19 protein-coding genes are annotated in these 16,243 nt (G+C 37.9%); 16 read left to right on the top strand and 3 right to left on the bottom strand.

What is annotated here, in order from left to right:
* Window positions 1-8 precede the first annotated feature (8 nt).
* The gene (gene tsaE, locus HMPREF0389_RS08290) at window positions 9-470 is read left to right on the top strand and encodes a tRNA (adenosine(37)-N6)-threonylcarbamoyltransferase complex ATPase subunit type 1 TsaE (protein WP_041250867.1); all 462 of its coding nucleotides are present in this window, start codon (window positions 9-11) and stop codon (window positions 468-470) included.
* Window positions 471-492: 22 nt separating this feature from the next.
* Entirely contained in the window at window positions 493-1,023 is a 531-nt protein-coding gene (locus tag HMPREF0389_RS08285) for a transcription repressor NadR (protein ID WP_014263175.1), read from the top strand.
* A 350-nt stretch (window positions 1,024-1,373) separates the two neighbouring features.
* On the opposite strand, the gene HMPREF0389_RS08280 is transcribed toward HMPREF0389_RS08285, so the two are convergent.
* From HMPREF0389_RS08280 to HMPREF0389_RS08270, 3 genes are read right to left on the bottom strand one after another with little or no spacing between them, the layout of a single operon-like run.
* Window positions 1,374-1,967, bottom strand: coding sequence for an ATP-binding cassette domain-containing protein (locus HMPREF0389_RS08280; RefSeq protein ID WP_014263174.1), 594 nt, complete (start codon window positions 1,965-1,967; stop codon window positions 1,374-1,376).
* Window positions 1,948-2,721, bottom strand: a complete 774-nt coding sequence (locus HMPREF0389_RS08275; protein ID WP_014263173.1) for an ABC transporter permease — start codon at window positions 2,719-2,721, stop codon at window positions 1,948-1,950. Before HMPREF0389_RS08275 ends, HMPREF0389_RS08280 begins: the two co-directional genes overlap by 20 nt.
* Window positions 2,711-3,724 carry an ABC transporter substrate-binding protein gene (locus tag HMPREF0389_RS08270; RefSeq protein ID WP_014263172.1) on the bottom strand — a complete coding sequence of 338 codons (1,014 nt, stop codon included), beginning with the start codon at window positions 3,722-3,724 and terminating at the stop codon, window positions 2,711-2,713. Before HMPREF0389_RS08270 ends, HMPREF0389_RS08275 begins: the two co-directional genes overlap by 11 nt.
* Before the next feature lie 520 nt (window positions 3,725-4,244).
* On the opposite strand from HMPREF0389_RS08270, the gene HMPREF0389_RS08260 reads away from it, so the two are divergent.
* The 14 genes from HMPREF0389_RS08260 to HMPREF0389_RS08195 all read left to right on the top strand — a co-directional run bounded on the left by HMPREF0389_RS08260 (window position 4,245) and on the right by HMPREF0389_RS08195 (window position 16,221).
* Window positions 4,245-4,649: a DUF4418 family protein gene (locus HMPREF0389_RS08260; RefSeq protein WP_014263171.1), complete on the top strand. Its 405-nt coding sequence runs from the start codon at window positions 4,245-4,247 to the stop codon at window positions 4,647-4,649.
* Window position 4,650: 1 nt separating this feature from the next.
* Window positions 4,651-5,328 carry an ABC transporter ATP-binding protein gene (locus HMPREF0389_RS08255; protein WP_014263170.1) on the top strand — a complete coding sequence of 226 codons (678 nt, stop codon included), beginning with the start codon at window positions 4,651-4,653 and terminating at the stop codon, window positions 5,326-5,328.
* Complete coding sequence (locus HMPREF0389_RS08250; protein ID WP_014263169.1) at window positions 5,321-6,529, top strand: ABC transporter permease; 1,209 nt, start codon at window positions 5,321-5,323, stop codon at window positions 6,527-6,529. The genes HMPREF0389_RS08255 and HMPREF0389_RS08250 overlap by 8 nt, the downstream gene beginning before the upstream one ends.
* A 386-nt stretch (window positions 6,530-6,915) precedes the next feature.
* Window positions 6,916-8,193 (top strand): FTR1 family iron permease, encoded by a 1,278-nt coding sequence (locus tag HMPREF0389_RS08245; RefSeq protein WP_014263168.1) that lies wholly within the window; start codon window positions 6,916-6,918, stop codon window positions 8,191-8,193.
* Between the two features lie 25 nt (window positions 8,194-8,218).
* Window positions 8,219-8,860 (top strand): iron transporter, encoded by a 642-nt coding sequence (locus tag HMPREF0389_RS08240; protein ID WP_014263167.1) that lies wholly within the window; start codon window positions 8,219-8,221, stop codon window positions 8,858-8,860.
* 96 nt (window positions 8,861-8,956) lie between these two features.
* Entirely contained in the window at window positions 8,957-10,222 is a 1,266-nt protein-coding gene (locus HMPREF0389_RS08235) for a Fe-S-containing protein (RefSeq protein ID WP_242821714.1), read from the top strand.
* Between the two features lie 8 nt (window positions 10,223-10,230).
* Window positions 10,231-11,514 carry an ABC transporter permease gene (locus HMPREF0389_RS08230; protein ID WP_014263165.1) on the top strand — a complete coding sequence of 428 codons (1,284 nt, stop codon included), beginning with the start codon at window positions 10,231-10,233 and terminating at the stop codon, window positions 11,512-11,514.
* A gap of 7 nt (window positions 11,515-11,521) precedes the next feature.
* Entirely contained in the window at window positions 11,522-12,664 is a 1,143-nt protein-coding gene (locus tag HMPREF0389_RS08225) for an ABC transporter permease (RefSeq protein ID WP_041251094.1), read from the top strand.
* 8 nt (window positions 12,665-12,672) lie between these two features.
* The gene (locus HMPREF0389_RS08220) at window positions 12,673-13,383 is read left to right on the top strand and encodes an ABC transporter ATP-binding protein (RefSeq protein ID WP_014263163.1); all 711 of its coding nucleotides are present in this window, start codon (window positions 12,673-12,675) and stop codon (window positions 13,381-13,383) included.
* A complete protein-coding gene (locus HMPREF0389_RS08215) occupies window positions 13,383-13,808 on the top strand; it encodes an FMN-binding protein (protein WP_014263162.1) in 426 nt (141 codons plus the stop codon). The genes HMPREF0389_RS08220 and HMPREF0389_RS08215 overlap by 1 nt, the downstream gene beginning before the upstream one ends.
* Before the next feature lie 289 nt (window positions 13,809-14,097).
* Entirely contained in the window at window positions 14,098-14,538 is a 441-nt protein-coding gene (locus tag HMPREF0389_RS08210; RefSeq protein WP_014263161.1) for a hypothetical protein, read from the top strand.
* Window positions 14,539-14,585: 47 nt separating this feature from the next.
* On the top strand, window positions 14,586-15,056 hold the full coding sequence (locus HMPREF0389_RS08205; RefSeq protein WP_014263160.1) for a hypothetical protein: 471 nt from the start codon (window positions 14,586-14,588) through the stop codon (window positions 15,054-15,056).
* Between the two features lie 111 nt (window positions 15,057-15,167).
* Complete coding sequence (locus tag HMPREF0389_RS08200) at window positions 15,168-15,542, top strand: hypothetical protein (protein ID WP_041250864.1); 375 nt, start codon at window positions 15,168-15,170, stop codon at window positions 15,540-15,542.
* Window positions 15,543-15,720: 178 nt separating this feature from the next.
* Window positions 15,721-16,221 carry a hypothetical protein gene (locus HMPREF0389_RS08195; protein ID WP_014263158.1) on the top strand — a complete coding sequence of 167 codons (501 nt, stop codon included), beginning with the start codon at window positions 15,721-15,723 and terminating at the stop codon, window positions 16,219-16,221.
* Window positions 16,222-16,243 lie beyond the last annotated feature (22 nt).

Raw genomic sequence — 16,243 nt, 5'->3', positions numbered from 1 at the left:
AGTTTGGAATGAAGAATAGGATATTACTGAAAAATGAAGACGAAACAAAATTGTTCGGAGAGAAGATTGGAAGTGCCATCACACAAAAGCTGTTGATTTGTTTGAACGGCGACCTCGGTGCAGGAAAAACCTGTATCACGAAAGGAATTGCAAAAGGGTTGGGCATTATGGATGATATTACCAGTCCGACCTTCATTTTGGTAGAAGAATATGAGGGGAGACTCCCTCTCTATCACTTCGATGTCTATCGCATTGATGACACCGAAGAACTGTATTTTATCGGATTTGACGATTACCTTTCCAAAAATGCGGTTGTGATTATCGAATGGTCGGACAAAATCGAATCCATCTTGCCAAAAGATAGATTAGAGATTAGACTGGATTATACAGAAGACGGAATGAGGGAAATTTGTTTGAATCCGGTTGGAGAAGCTGCACAAACATTGGTAGAAACCATGGCAAAAAACTAAATGAATTTTAGAAATAAAAGGAGTGATTGTTTTGCAAGGAAAAGAGAGAAGAGAAGATATTCTAAGAAGATTGATAGAAACGGACAAACCGTTGAACGGAACGGATTTGGCAAAGATATTTGATATTTCCAGACAAGTCATTGTTCAGGATATTGCAATCTTGCGTGCAGAAAATCACCCTATTATTTCTACCAACAGAGGCTATATCTTCGGACAACAGGAGAGCAGACCGCATCGTACATTTTGTGTGAAGCATACACGAGAAGAGACGCTTGACGAATTGAATCTGATTGTGGATGAGGGCGGTCATGTGCTCAATACAACCGTAGAGCATGATCTTTATGGACAGATTACCGTAGAAATGTTTTTGAAAAATCGTCGAGATGTAAAAGAATTTATGAAACAACTTGATGAAACAAAATCCGTTCTGCTGACTTCCTTGACCGACGGATTGCACTTTCATACCGTAACCGCAGAAACGGAAGAGGATTTGGACAGAATAGAAGAGAGTTTGAAAGAACGAGGATTCTATGTTGATTTGATAGAAGAATAGTCAGAATACAAAAAAAGTCGGAATATTGTTTCCGGTTTTTTTTTGTATTCTATATTGTTTCTTTTGGTGTACTTTCTCTCAATATCGTTTTGATATTCGTTTGGTTTTCTTTGATACCGAAACTTAATGAAACGATTGAATCAATCCAATCTTTACAAACGATACTCTAATTGTTTCCAACATTGACTTGCCGTTTCACAAGGGTTGGTTCATTGATTTTTCAAGTATCTGAAAGATTACATTATTTCAGGAAATCATGCAATCATACTGTTTCGTTTTAGTATTTTATCCAAGATTGTTTTGCTTTATCTTGATACAGTTTATTTTGATAAGGTTTGTTTTGATATGACTTATTTGGATAGACTTAAGAGATTCACTCTACAAGGAATCTGTGAAACAAAATACGCATACTCACTTGTATCGTGTGTGACAATGATTACGGTCTTGTCTCCGGTGCACTCTATCACAAAGTCCATCACCTGTTTTTTTGTTGCAAAATCCAGTTCCTTGAACGGTTCATCCATAATCAACACATCGAATTCATACAACAAGGCTCTTAGAATCGCAACCCTTCGTTTCATACCTCCGCTTAGGGAAGAAACTTTTTTATTCAGACAATCGTGAAGATGCATTTTATCCATAGATTCTGTCATCGTGTCATAAGAAAGATTCGGATTGATTAACAGTAAATTCTGTTTGACATTCACCGATTCACACAAGAGATTATCTTGAAATACGGCGCTTATTGTTTTATCTTCAAGTCCGGTGACAGTTCCCGTATCAGAAGATTCCAATTGCATCAGAATACGAATCAGCGTTGTTTTTCCGATTCCGGAAGCGCCTTGCAAAAAAGTAATTTCTCCTTCTTTGAAACAGAAATTGATATTTTGTAAAACAGAGGAAGTCCCGTAAGATTTTGATAAGTTATGAATCGTGATGTCCATTGTTTCCTCCTTCCAAATAAATAACCAATCTGTCAAAAATTGCTAACACAAGATACTTGAAGATAACGCTGAGTAGCAGAATCACGATGGTCCAAGCAAACAAATCCGCTGTCAGCAAATAGACCTTGGAAGTGTAGAGCTGTTCGCCGATAGAATATTTCGGGATTCCGATTACTTCCGCTGCAATTCCGGATTTCCACGCAAGCGCACAAGAAATATTGCATGCAGAACGAAAATACGGAAACACTTCAGAAACATAGATGATACGAACCAATCTTTTTTTATCAACCCGAAATACAGTAGCCATTTCCAAGAGACCTTTTGGGATGTTGTCAATTCCGCTCAACACATTGCGATAGATAATCGGAATGACCATCAAAAAAGAAATGAAGATGGAAAGATTCTTGGAAGATAACCAAATCAAGCACAAAATGATAAAAGAGACGACAGGGGTTGCCTGTACAGTCGTAATGATTGGTTCAAGTAGGATGCGAACAGTCCGATTTAAGGATGACACAATCGCAAGTATCATTCCCAAAACAATTCCTAAGAAAAATCCAAAGCTGATTTTTGCGGAAGACAACAGAACTGTTTTCCAAAAATCAAGTTCCAAACTGAGAACAAAAAGTCTTTGAAAAGCAGAAACAGGAGATACCAGAAGTATCTCCTGTCCAATGATTCTACTTGTGAGTTCCCAAACAATCAGCCAAAAGATAAGAGCGACCAAATAAGTTTGTTTTTTGTTATTGCGCATAGTAGAATTCTTCACCCGGTAATGTTCCTCCGATTGATTTAGGATTTGCTTCAAAAAGAACATTCAAGTATCCGCTCAACAGTTCTTTCATTTCCGCACCATCAATATAAGTGATATTGCACTCAGGAATTGCTTTTTTTGCAACCGGTTCCGGTACAATATCCGCCTCTCCGATAAAAGCGGCAGCTTCATCCACATTGCTGTTGGTAAATTCAATTGAGTTTTTGTAATCTTCTAAGAATGTTTTGACCAACTCAGGATTTTGTTCTACAAATTCTTTTTGTGCTACGATGACACCGGTAATCAAAGTTCCGTTTTTGATGTCGGAACGCAATTCGGTTACGGCATTCCATTCTTTTGTCAAATCCAACGCTACACGAAGAGCATCATTCTTTGTTTGTGCAACCGTTACAAAAGGTTGAGGAAGCACTGCGATTCCGTTTTTGTCATTCGTTAACGCTGCAAGACATTCTGCGTGTTCGGATTTGTATTCTATTGTTACATCTTTTTCCGGATCAATTCCGTTTCCTTTTAGGATGTAGTTCAGTGCGTATTCCGGAGTAGCACCTTTTCCGCTGGAGTAGATTGTTTTGCCTTTCAAGTCGGCAACGCTTTGAACTGTATCTCCGTTTTCCACTACATACAATACACCGAGTGTGTTAATTGCAAGAGTCACGATTTTTCCCTCTGTTTTGTTATACAAAGCAGAAGATACATTGGATGGAACAGCTGCAATATCAACCTCTCCTGTTGCTACTTTCGGAATCACTTCATCGACTGCATTCAAAACTTCAATATCGTAAGCTTTTGTTTCCAAATCTTTTTGGTCATGAATCATTTTTGCCATCCCCATAGAAGTAGGGCCTTTTAATGCTGCAATTTTAATGGTTGCCTGTTCCGCTGCAGGCGGTGTTTGCACCTCGTTTGAAGTTGTGTTGTTGCAAGCTGTCAAACCTCCGACCATAAGCAAAGTTGCGAGTAATACCGATAATTTCTTTTTCATAGAAATCCTCCTTCATATAAAATCATTGAGTGAAAAATTGTCATTTCAAGTTTCTTCCTATAACAGTAGCTGCTACGATGGAAGAAAGGCTCCGACAATTTCTTTTGAATCGAATTTTTAATAAAACATCCAAGAAAAACATCTTCGATTGTATCGATAAGAGTTCTCTTTTTCCTCTAAGATTATAGCGAATAATTTGTATTTTCGCAAGAGATAACAAGATTTCGAAACCCATAAATTACATGTGCCTCACACATCTTTGATAAACCTGCAAATTCAGTTGCCACATTGTCTGATTTACATTGACAGAAATGATATTTTGTGATTAAATCAATATTGTCTAACTAAATGATAAAAAGAATTAAATGCAATTAGTTTATAAAAACCACATTGAGTGAACATAAAGTAATTGAGATAAAAAATTAAAAAAACAAAATATGGCAAATTGAGTCACAACTTATTTTTGAATGTAGTATGTAAAATAAAATATGATGTGAAAGGTGTAATAAGGTGAAGTGATATGAAAAAAAATATAATATTTGAAGTGATTATTTTGGTTTTGGGAGTTGTTTTGATGTTGACACCGACAATGATAGCACCGACTTGCGGACCGATGCCGGATGGTAAATTTATGAAATGCCATTGGATGGGACAGGCTGTTATAGGGATTGGTGGAGTTGAAACAGGGATTGGCGTTATGATGCTTTTTGTGAAGAAAAAAAGTGCAAAGGTAGGTTTGGCGATATCAAATGTGTTGCTGGGAATTCTTGCAATATTGATTACAACCGTTTTGATTGGCGGATGTATGAAACCGATGATGACTTGCAATACACACACGAAACCGATGATATTGTTGGTGTCCGGAATTTTCATTGTTGTCAATGCGTTTTTCATATGGAAGAATAAGGAAGAGTTGAGTGAATAAAATGGCTTTATTGGAAACAAAAAATCTCAGCAAAGAGTTTGAACGAGGAAGTAGGAAGTTTTTTGCTGTGCAAGATGTAAGTTTTTCAATCGAACAAGGTGAGTACGCTTACATTGTAGGAAGAAGCGGTAGCGGAAAGTCTACTTTGCTCAGTTTGCTTTCCGGCATTTTGGAACCGACAAATGGAGAAGTGTTGATAGAAAGAAATTCTCTGTTTCAGACGGATGATGAAAAACGCAGTCATTATCGCAATTCATTGATCGGCTATGTCCCGCAGTCGCTTGGAACGGTGCCGAACCTTTCGGTGTTGGACAATGTTCGTTTGCCGTATTTTTTTGAGAAGAGGGACGGAGATGCGGTGGAGCGTGCAACGATGTTGCTTGATATGATGGGAATTTTGCATTTGAAAGATGATTTTTGCAACAAGTTATCCGGCGGAGAATTAAAGAGGGTTTTGTTGGCAAGAGCATTGATGAATGAACCGAAAATTTTGATGGCGGATGAACCTACTTCGGATTTGGACACTGTGACAACAAAAGAGATTATGGAAGTCTTGCACCGGATCAATGAAAAAGGAGTTGCGCTTTTGATTGTAACTCATGAAACAGAGCTGTTGCAATACGGTGATGTCTGTTACCGTATGCAGGACGGAATTTTGACGAGGGATAGCGATGAGTAAACAGTTAAATAATAGAGAAATTGCGAAAAAAAATATTGAAAATAAGCCGGTAAGAAATTATTCTTTGATGGCACTGACCGGTTTTTTATGTTTTGTATTGTTTTTGTCTACTTTTCTGATTTATAGCGTGAAAAACGGTTTGCATTCCCTGTCAGATCGAATGGGCGCGGATATTATCGTGGTGCCGGAAGGATATGATTCTAAAATTTCAGGAGCGATTTTGCGCGGGGAACCGAATTCTTTTTTCTTTGAAAGAAGCATATTTGAACGATTGCAAAAAATAGAAGGAATTGAAAAGGCGACACCTCAACAGTATTTAGCGACATTGTCCGCAGGATGCTGTTCTTATCCGATTCAAGTCATCGGATTTGATTCCGATACGGATTTCTTGGTAAAACCATGGTTGGAGCAACAGGTCAAACTACCGTTAAAACAGCAGGAAGTAGTAGTCGGACATGATGTTGTCGGAGATATTCATTCCAACGTTAAATTTTTTAATCAGGAGTTCAAAATTAAAGGTCGTTTGGCAAAAACAGGAATGGGATTTGATACCTCCGTATTTATGAATTTTGATGAAACGGTGCGTCTTGCCAAAGAGTATGAAAAAATTTTGGAACTTCCGATTTCAAAGCATGAGGATATGATTTCGTCCATCATGATTAAGGTGAAACCAGATGCAAGTGCTCAAGAAGTCAGCGATGCAATTCGAAAAGAATTTCAGGGAGAAGGCGTCTATCCGCTGTTATCCAAACAGATGATGAATGAAGTGTCAACCGCTGCAAACAGTTTGTTGACATACATCTACACATTGATTGTGTTGATTTGGCTGTTGGCGTTGATTTTATTGCTTCTTGTATATTCCATATCCATTCGGGAACGAAAGCGGGAATTTGCAATGTATCGTATTTTAGGTGCGACAAAGAAGAAATTGAATCATATGGTATTGACGGAAGTGTTGATGATTAACATCAGAGGCTCTGTTGTCGGTACAGGATTTGCGCTTGCGGTAGCTTTGCTGTTCAGCAGTGCAATCAGCAAAAGTTTGAATCTACCGTTTTTGGCACCGAATTATGTAATGATGTTCTTGATTTTTGTTTTTACAGTTTTGATTGGAAGTTTGATAGGACCGTTATCTGCATCATTTGCGATAGCAAAGATGAATCGTCAGGAAATGGCAGTATTGTTGCGTGAAAATGATTGATAACCATCTGTATCGGTTTCCGAACATAAGGAAAAGAATGATGGCAGTACAAAAAATCTTATTATAAGAACTATGGAAAAAACACAGAGAAATAAATCTCTGTGTTTTTTTGTATTAAGCAAAAAAAACAGACAAAGCAGGATGGATAACATTTAGCGAGTCTGTTTATCGTCAGTGATACAATGTCCTATGAAAACTTGTTTTTAAGATAAAATAATATCAATTCAAACGAGATATTAAATGATAAAAGTTATTGACTATTTACATAGGGTTTGCTATAATAAATTCTGTTCAAAGATATGTTTGACAAAAAACAAGGTTAGACAAACACAATCGAATCAGATGTGTATCAAATAGCATATTTTGTTATCAGTGGAAGGGAGTGCATGAAAACGCGTAAGAGATTTTTTGCTGTAATATCAGTTTTTTTGATACTTTCCTGCTTTGCAACAAGCATTTTTGCAGAGGAAAAATATAAAGATTGGACGGATGTTTCCAATGCAATGGAAGAAGTGTTAAATGAAGCGATTGAAATTTACCAAAAAGGTGGAGAAACCGCTTCGGAGGATGCTTATAATCAAATTGACATTGCATACTTCAAATACTATGAGAAATTAGGGTTTGAAAAAATTGTTATGGGAACTATTTCCGGGAAACGCGGAACGGATGTAGAAAATCAGTTTTATCTTTCAAAAAAAGCTGCGAGAATGGGAGTTGAACCTGCAGAGTTTCAGAAGGATGTAGAGAAACTGATTGAGATGTTGCATGAAGATGCAAAAACATTGGACAGTATGAGAGGAGAATCTGACGGAGGGGAAGCTTCCGGATGGGGTACTTTTGTTTCTGTTTTTGTGTTGACCATGCGCGAAGGTTTGGAAGCAATATTGGTGGTTGCTGCAATTGCGGCATATTTGGTGAAGACAAATAACCAAAAGTACTTAAAGAGCGTTTATGGAGGCGCAGTTTTCGGAGTTGTATTCAGTATTATTCTGGCAGTTATTTTCAATGTGATTGCCACAAAGCTGGGTGATGCGCAAAGCGGTATACAACAGGAAATTTTTGAAGGAATTGCAATGTTTGTAGCAGTGGCAGTTCTATTTTATGTTTCCAACTGGATGCTTTCCAAGAGCGAGGTTGAAGTTTGGAATCAATATATTCAAGATAAGGTGGATACTTCTTTGACCAAAGGAAACATGTGGGCACTTGCTTTTTCTTCTTTTATTGCAGTAGCAAGAGAAGGTGCCGAACTGATTATTTTCTTTCAGGGAATGCGTTCCAATATCGCAAATAATCCTTCCTTTATGTGGGGAGGGCTTGCAGTATCGGTTGTGGTACTTGCAGTGATATACTTTGCGATTACAAAATTGAGTATTCGCTTAAAATTGAAACCGTTCTTTACATTTACAAGTGCTTTGATGTTCATTATGTGCATTTCATTTACCGGAAAAGGAGTTTACGAATTGCAGGAAGCCGGTGTGATTGGACGAACCGTCATCAAAGGTATGAACGGATTTACTTTGGATCTACTCGGTATTTATGACCGTTTAGAAACGTTATTACCTCAATTGATTTTGATTGTAATAACGGTAATAACTGTTGCGATTCAATTGAAGCGCGATAGAAAGATAAAGGCAGAGCTGGAACAACAAGCTCAAAAAAAATAATACAAAAATATTAAGGAGGCACATAATGAAATTCAAGAAGGGTTTATTGGTATCATTATTGGTGGGAAGTATGGTATTGGGGTTAACAGCTTGCGGAGAGCAAAAACCTACAGAACCGACAGACGAACCTGCTACACAAACAGAAGAACCTGCAGCGGATAATACTGATGTAGCTGCACCGGGAGAAGATGCGGGATTTGCGGAATTCCCAATCGGAGACGATCAAGAAGTAGGACCGCTTGCAATCGCAGGGGTTTATTTCCAACCTGTTGACATGGAGCCTGCCGGAAACTCTCTTTCTAAAGAAGAAGCGGATTGCCACATTGAAGCGGACATTTCTGCAACAAAAGAAGGAACAACATTAGGTTACGGTGCAGGAGATTTTGTTCCATGGTTAAGTGTAAAAGCATACATTCAAAAACAAGGATCAGATAAAGTACAAGAAGTTGCTTTCATGCCTATGAACGCTTCTGACGGTCCTCACTATGGTGCAAACATCAAATTTGAAGAAGGATTAGGAAAATACAGTGTAAAATTTGAAGTAAAAGCACCGGGAAATGATTACTTGTTGCACGTTGATAAGGAAACAGGAGTTACAGGAAGATTCTGGACAGAACCAATCGTTGTTGAATGGCCGGAATTTGAATGGACAGGTCCACAATGGTAAGAATGTAACACACAATAGAACAGGAACAGGGATTGGTTTACACCAATCCTTTCTTGTCGTTTAGACATTCGTGACCTGATGAAGAGTCAACCGGAGGTGATTGTTATTTTTAAAATATTTATTAAAGTGATGGAGTCCGGAATTACATTGTCGATGATAATCTCTCTTCTGTTTGCTTTCTTGAGAACCAAAGATATCAGAAAGAAGAGAATTTTTTCAGTTGCGGCAATTTCGTTGGGAGTAGTTGCGGCGATTGTATCTGCAATTGTTCGAGAAATTCCGAACTTTGTCAATCGGGCATCGCTCAGTTTTTGGTCAATGTTGCCGATTGTAATTGCGGCAGTGGGACTGTTGATTTTGATTCCTCTGAAAAAAAAGGTTTCCGACCAAAAGTCAGTTAAGTACGAAAATTGTTTTATCGGATTGTTAGGCATTTATGTAATCGGTTCCTTCTTTTACTATATGCCGCCGATTTTGATACAGTTGAATAACTTTGTCTACTACGGGGAATCCGCAGTCAGTACAATGGTACTGTTTCGTATCATAGGATACGTTCTTGGAATTGTGATGATGATTTTGTCGGCGGTTGCCGTTTATAATACGACACGAAAACTGTCAAGGAAAGAACTGGAAAATACCGTTTTTATTTCCCTGTTAATTGCATTTGTGCCTCAATTTTTTGTAATTGTACAACGATTGTACAGTTTACACTTAATTATCAGAAACGGTATGATTTTGAACACGATTGCTTTTGTGTTGAACAATGAGCGATATTTTCACTTCGGGATGATGTTATTCCTATTGATTATTCCTATTTTGTTGATTGGAAAAAATCGTGTGATTACGGAAGAATACAGAAATAAAGCGGAACTTAGAAAAATTAAGTATACGATGAAAAAGAACCGTCAGTGGGCATATTTCTTTTTGGTAATTATTGTTATCAATGTATTTTCTCTTTCTTATTTAAAAAATTATGTAGGAAGAGAAGTTCCGTTGTCGGCACCGGAAGAGTACACATTGGAAGACGGTATGATTACGATTCCGCTCTCTCTGTTGGAAGATAATCATTTGCATCGATTTACTTATAAGTCGAGCGACGGTGTGGAGATGCGTTTTTTTGCAATCAAAAAATCGCCGGGTTCCTATGTGGCCGTTTTGGATGCTTGTGAGATTTGCGGACCGTCGGGATATTTTGAACGAAAAGATGATGTTGTTTGTAAGCTGTGTGATGTTGTGATGAATCGCGGAACGATTGGTTTTAAGGGTGGATGTAATCCCATTCCGTTTCCATATCGTGTTCATGATGAAAAAATCAAAATTGATCCGAGAGATCTTGACAAAGACAGTTATATTTTTAAGTAGGTGAAATTATGTTTTTTAGAATGATTAGAGGTTCTATCTTCAGACAGAAGAAGAAAATGCTTATGATTGCATTTACCATTGCTTTGGGAGCGAGCCTTTCGACCTCTATGCTCAATACCATGCTGGGCGTCGGAGACAAGGTAAATCGCGAACTCAAAGCCTATGGTGCGAACATCAATGTCGTTTCCAAAGAAGCATCTCTCTTAGATGACATCTACGGAGTGGAACAAAATGAGAATTCGGTTCAGAATTATTTGAGAGAAGACGAATTGGGAATGATTAAAACAATTTTTTGGGCATACAATATCGTTGATTATACACCGTATTTCAATGTGTGGGCGAATGTGGACGGTGATCCGAACAACACAAAGATAGTCGGAACATGGTTTCACAAGCATTTGGATTTGCCGACCGGAGAGTCGGTAGATACCGGAATGTCCAAGTTGAAAACATGGTGGAATATAGAGGGAAGCTGGATTACCGATGAAGATACGGACAAAGCGATGCTCGGCTCCGTCTATGCATTGCGTAACGGATACAAACTCGGTGATAAGATTACGATTGAAAAAGACGGAAGAAAAAAAGAATTTACGGTAGCAGGGGTGTTTGAATCGGGAAGTGATGACGATAAAGCCATTTATGTTCCTCTTGATGTGGCACAGGAACTTGCCGGAACGGATAATGTAGTAAATCGAGTTGAAGTCAGCGCATTGACAACACCGGACAACGATTTGGCAAGAAAAGCCGCAAAAAATCCGCTCAGTCTTACAGTAAAAGAATGGGAAGTTTGGTACTGTACTGCGTATGTATCCGCAATTTGCTATCAGATTCAGGAAGTAATGACCGATTCTGTTGCAAAACCGATTCGACAGGTAGCTGAAAGCGAGGGAGACATCCTTAACAAAACCACCTTTTTGATGGTGCTGATTACTATTTTCAGCTTGTTCGGTTCCGCAATCGGAATTTCGAATTTGGTTACCGCAACGGTCATGGAACGAAAAAATGAAATCGGATTGCAGAAAGCAATCGGTGCAAGCAACGGACGGATTATCGGAACAATCCTGACAGAGATTATTATTTCGGGTATTATCGGAGGAGCTGTCGGTTATATCATAGGATTGGGATTGACGCAGATCATCGGATTCAAAGTGTTCGGTTCGGCAATTGCGCCGACACCGATGGTCATTCCGATTGTAATCATCTTAATTTTGTTAATGACGGTTTTGGGAAGCATTCCGGCAATCAAATATTTGTTGAAATTGAATCCGACCGAAGTATTGCATGGAAAGTAGGGATGAAATGAGAAAAAATTCATTTTTTTGGAAAATGGTAAGAAGTTCCATTTCGCGAAGAAAATCCAGAATGTTTACTGCACTTTTGGCGATTGCTATGGGTGCAACCATTTTATCGGGACTTGTAACAATCTACTATGATATTCCCCGACAATTGGGAAAAGAATTTCGAAGCTATGGTGCAAACCTCATTGTGATTCCGGGCGACGCTTCTTCAAAAATTGAAGAAAAACAGGTACAGGAAATCCGGAGTGCCATCGGAGCGCAAAAGCTGGTAGGATTGGCACCGTATATTTATCAGAACGCAAAAATCAATGAACAACCGTATATCGTAGCAGGTACCGATATGGAAGGGTTGAAAAACAACAGTCCGTTTTGGCTTGTCAGCGGAGAATGGCCGGCAAAACCGAGAGAAGTGATGCTCGGTGCGGAAATTGCAAAAAATCTGGAATTGGATGTCGGAACAAAATTTACGCTGAATATACCGAAGAAAGGCGGAGAAAGCGGAGAGACGACGGCGACAGACTTTGTGGTAGTCTCTACCGTGATTACCGGCGGAAAAGAAGAAGAGCTGATTTTTATGTCAAGTTCCGACTTGAGAGCAATCATCGGAGATGTACCGTACGATGTTGTTGAATGTTCTGTTGAGGCCGAAGCGACCGAATTGGAAAATATTGCAAAAAAAATCGGCGAAAACGATTCTACTTTAATACCGCAGTTGGTGAAGAGAGTGACAGAGTCGCAAGATATTGTTCTTGAGAAATTGCAGGCTTTGGTGTGGATTGTTACGGTAATTGTATTATTTATTATGATGATTTGTGTATCGACAACAATGATGGCAGTTGTAACGGAACGCAGAAAAGAAATCGGATTGAAGAAAGCACTCGGTGCAGGCAACAAGTCGGTAGTAATGGATTTTCTGGGAGAAGGCATCGTGCTTGGTGCAGGCGGAGGAGCACTTGGAGTAGTGCTTGGATATTTGTTTGCAAGTCAGGTAAGTGTCAGCGTGTTTGCGAGAAAAGTGAACTTTTTGATTCCTTTGGTTCCGATTACCATAATCGTTGCAGTCATCATAACGGTAGTTGCATGTTTGATTCCGGTCAGAACTGCTGTTGATGTCGAACCGGCATTGGTACTGAGGGGAGAATAGGAGGAACGATGGAGAATATACTAACGCTCAATGGCGTATCGAAAATATACGGCGATTTGAAGGCGCTGGACAATATCAATTTAACGGTTGAAAAAGGAGAATGGTTGGCAATTATGGGTCCTTCCGGCAGCGGAAAGACCACAATGATGAATATCATCGGCTGTATGGACAAACCGTCTCTTGGAGAAGTCATTTTGGAAGGACAAGACATCTCCAGACTTTCTCCGAAAGATTTGACAGTCATTCGAAGAGATAAAATCGGATTGATTTTTCAACAATTCCACTTGGTTAATTACTTGACTGCACTCGAAAACTGCATGATGGCACAATACTATCATTCCATGCCGGATGAAGAAGAGGCAATGGCGGCGTTGGAGGCAGTCGGTCTGCAAGATCGGGCAAAGCATTTGCCGAGTCAGCTTTCAGGTGGAGAACAACAGAGAGTTTGTATCGCAAGAGCATTGATTAACCATCCCGCGCTGATTCTTGCCGATGAACCGACAGGAAACTTGGATGAAAAAAATGAATATATTGTAATGGATATTTTTGAAAAATTGCATAACGCAGGCTCAACCATCATCGTTGTTACGCATGACCCCGAAGTTGGAGATGAGGCGGAACGAATGATTGTGTTGGAGCATGGACGAATTGCAAGAGAAGAAATGAAACAGCGACAAAGACCGATTATTACAAATAATAAGATAAAGGAGTTTTTGTAATGAAAAAATTTTTAGTAACAACAGTAGCGGCAGTATTATTGCTCGGCGGTTGTCAAGGAAAGACAACCGAAAATACCGATACAGGCACATGGAAGGACGGTTCCTATCACGGAGTCAGCTCCAATGACGATTGGGGTGGACACGTAGAGGCAGACATCACCATAGAAAACGGAATGATTGTTGCTGCAGAATTGCACAATATTGACAAAGATAATAATGAAAAAGGCGAAGATTACGGAAAAGATACCGGAAATCCGGGCTTGATTAAAATTGCACAGGATGCGATTAAAAATGCACAGGATTATCCGAAACAATTGGTTTCAACAAATGACATCGAACAAGTAGAAGTCATTTCCGGAGCGACTAATTCCTATGATTTGTTCAAAGAAGCGGTAAATAATGCCTTGAGTCAAGCAAAAGAATAGGATAAAAAACAATCAAAAAGATGTGGAGTAATCGGACAGAGTTTCGATAAAACACATCTTTTTTGATGGCTTAAGTAGGATACAATACCAAAACCGAACAGATGATATAGGTGAGATATAATGGAATACGAAAAATACAGGAGAAGTATTCTATCGACAGTGATAATGGAAAAGCACGATTTGTTCAGCGCTTTTCCCTATTGTAGAAGATATCTTGTTGTGATAACATAAATAATAACATGTTGGTGTAATTAGGCTGATGTTATTTACTTTTAAGAGGAGGAATTCTATGAAGAAGTGGATAGATGAACATGTATTTCTTATAGATGCGATTTTTTTCTTTGGATTGTTTCCGTTAACTTACATAGCTTATCTCTATAAGCAAGAGTTATGGAAAAATGAATTTATCATTGCTCTGTTTGTAGCGCTGATTGTAGTCGAAAGATACTTTCGCCCATTTATCAAAGAAAAAGAAGTATATCGTGTCAATATTCGTCCTGTTCAAGCAGTTATTTTTTTTATTTCGTGTATGTTTTTGTCCTTCCTCCGTGGAATGGTAGAAAAACGAAGTTTTCTTGGTTTTTTGTCAATGTATCCCATGTTGACGATTTATTTTTTGTTTCCTATAGAACAATTGTTGAATCATCGTAATTATGTGAACGGAATTGAAGTGGAAAAATACGATTTTTGGTCACAAGACGAGAGAAAGAAGAAAAAAGAATTAAGGTAAAAAGATGAATCACAAGATGAAAAATAAAATTGTAAAGGAGTTGTCCTATGAACAAATATGTATCTGAAAATGTATTTCTTATTAATGCAGGGATTATTTTGGTAAGTTTTCCCTTAGCATATATCGCATATTATGTAGACGGAAGTATCATTGGAAATAAGTATATCGTTGCGTTGTTTGCTGCACTTTTTTATATTCAGCGTCAAATGAAGCCGTTTTTACAAGAAAAAGAAAAGTATGAAATAGATAAATATCCTCTTGAATTAAAGGTACTCGCAGGTTCAATTATATTATCCGGAGTTATGACTTTTAGTATGGAAAATTTGGTAAATCAATATTCCATATTACAATTTTTTCAAAAATATCCTCTTTGGTCAATTCATCTTTTAAGACCGATTGAGTATGTGGTTGCACATCGCAATTATGTGAATGGAATTGAAGTCAAAAAATACGATTTTTGGTCACAGGAAGAGAGAAAGAAGGAAAAACAGGAAAAAAGAGAAGAGAAAGAGAGATAGGAAAGAAAGCTAAGAAAAGAGAACAAAATAGAGGAGAAATAAAGAAGACGGAATCATATTGGTTAGAGGATAACACAATAATAGAGGAAAAGGATAAGAAGGTGGACTGTTATGAAGAAGTGGATAGATGAACATGTATTTCTTATAGATGCAGTTGTATATTTTTTGTTTACGATATTTCTCTTTATCATTGCTTTCATGAATATAACTACATGGATGCGAGTTATTTTTTGGGGTTTTATTGCAATTGCATTATGTCTTAGACGGTTAAAAAAAGCAAAGAAACAGTACACAGTGGACAGCTACGGATTTTGGGTAAAGACGATTTTGGTTTTGGTCCTTATTTCTGTTGTAGGTAATCATATGAAAATTTTTGAAGTGAATACATTTTTATACGTTTTATTGATAGTTGGGATTTGGAAAATTACTCTTTTTATGGCAATTCAACAACTGTTGAATCAATCGCAATTATGTGAATGGAATTGAAGTGGAAAAATACGATTTTTGGTCACAGGATGAGAGAAAGAAGAAAGAGCAAGAAAAAAGAGAAAAGAAAGAGAGATATAAGAACAAAACAGAGGAGAAATAAAGAAGACGGAAACATTTTGGTTAGAGGATAACACCATAATAGAGGAAAAGGATAAGAATAAGAAGGTGGACTGTTATGAAAAAATGGATAGATGAATATGTATTTCTTATAGAGGCATTCTTAACATTCATAAATTTTCCGTTACTGTATATCATCTATAAGCAAGGTTTATGGACAAAGGAATTTATGATTCCTCTGTTTGTAGTGGTGTTTATAGCGGCGATTTCAATTGATAGATATCTTAAACCGTTTATCAAAGAAAAAGAAGTGTACTGTGTCGATGTTCGTAATGTTAAAGCGATCGTTACGTTTGTTTCCTATCTGTTTTTTACAAGTCTTAGTGAAAAAGTGGACAAACAAAGTTTTCTTGGATTTTTATCAATGTATCCTGTTTGGGTGATTCATTTTTTGTTTCCTATCGAACAACTGTTGAATCATCGCAATTATGTAAACGGAATCGAAGTGGAAAAATACGATTTTTGGTCACAGGACGAGAGAAAGAAGAAAAAACAGGAAAAGAGAGAAGAGAAAAAAAGAAGGAAGGATAAAAATTTTTGGTCACGAGATGAAAAATAGCAGATTTAGAGGATAAGAAGGA

Source organism: Filifactor alocis ATCC 35896, from assembly GCF_000163895.2.
Taxonomy (GTDB): Bacteria; Bacillota; Clostridia; order Peptostreptococcales; family Filifactoraceae; genus Filifactor; species Filifactor alocis.
This window is presented reverse-complemented; position numbering and strand designations above follow the sequence as displayed.

Bases quoted from the DNA above. Each gene is read 5' to 3' on its own strand.
- HMPREF0389_RS08250 (WP_014263169.1), top strand. From the start codon at position 5,321: ATGAGTAAACAGTTAAATAATAGAGAAATTGCGAAAAAAAATATTGAA.
- HMPREF0389_RS08200 (WP_041250864.1), top strand. From the start codon at position 15,168: ATGAAGAAGTGGATAGATGAACATGTATTTCTTATAGATGCAGTTGTA.
- HMPREF0389_RS08230 (WP_014263165.1), top strand. From the start codon at position 10,231: ATGTTTTTTAGAATGATTAGAGGTTCTATCTTCAGACAGAAGAAGAAA.
- HMPREF0389_RS08225 (WP_041251094.1), top strand. From the start codon at position 11,522: ATGAGAAAAAATTCATTTTTTTGGAAAATGGTAAGAAGTTCCATTTCG.
- HMPREF0389_RS08210 (WP_014263161.1), top strand. From the start codon at position 14,098: ATGAAGAAGTGGATAGATGAACATGTATTTCTTATAGATGCGATTTTT.
- HMPREF0389_RS08195 (WP_014263158.1), top strand. From the start codon at position 15,721: ATGAAAAAATGGATAGATGAATATGTATTTCTTATAGAGGCATTCTTA.
- HMPREF0389_RS08245 (WP_014263168.1), top strand. From the start codon at position 6,916: ATGAAAACGCGTAAGAGATTTTTTGCTGTAATATCAGTTTTTTTGATA.
- HMPREF0389_RS08260 (WP_014263171.1), top strand. From the start codon at position 4,245: ATGAAAAAAAATATAATATTTGAAGTGATTATTTTGGTTTTGGGAGTT.
- HMPREF0389_RS08240 (WP_014263167.1), top strand. From the start codon at position 8,219: ATGAAATTCAAGAAGGGTTTATTGGTATCATTATTGGTGGGAAGTATG.
- HMPREF0389_RS08205 (WP_014263160.1), top strand. From the start codon at position 14,586: ATGAACAAATATGTATCTGAAAATGTATTTCTTATTAATGCAGGGATT.
- HMPREF0389_RS08220 (WP_014263163.1), top strand. From the start codon at position 12,673: ATGGAGAATATACTAACGCTCAATGGCGTATCGAAAATATACGGCGAT.
- HMPREF0389_RS08275 (WP_014263173.1), bottom strand. From the start codon at position 2,721: ATGCGCAATAACAAAAAACAAACTTATTTGGTCGCTCTTATCTTTTGG.
- HMPREF0389_RS08280 (WP_014263174.1), bottom strand. From the start codon at position 1,967: ATGGACATCACGATTCATAACTTATCAAAATCTTACGGGACTTCCTCT.
- HMPREF0389_RS08255 (WP_014263170.1), top strand. From the start codon at position 4,651: ATGGCTTTATTGGAAACAAAAAATCTCAGCAAAGAGTTTGAACGAGGA.
- HMPREF0389_RS08215 (WP_014263162.1), top strand. From the start codon at position 13,383: ATGAAAAAATTTTTAGTAACAACAGTAGCGGCAGTATTATTGCTCGGC.
- HMPREF0389_RS08270 (WP_014263172.1), bottom strand. From the start codon at position 3,724: ATGAAAAAGAAATTATCGGTATTACTCGCAACTTTGCTTATGGTCGGA.
- tsaE (WP_041250867.1), top strand. From the start codon at position 9: ATGAAGAATAGGATATTACTGAAAAATGAAGACGAAACAAAATTGTTC.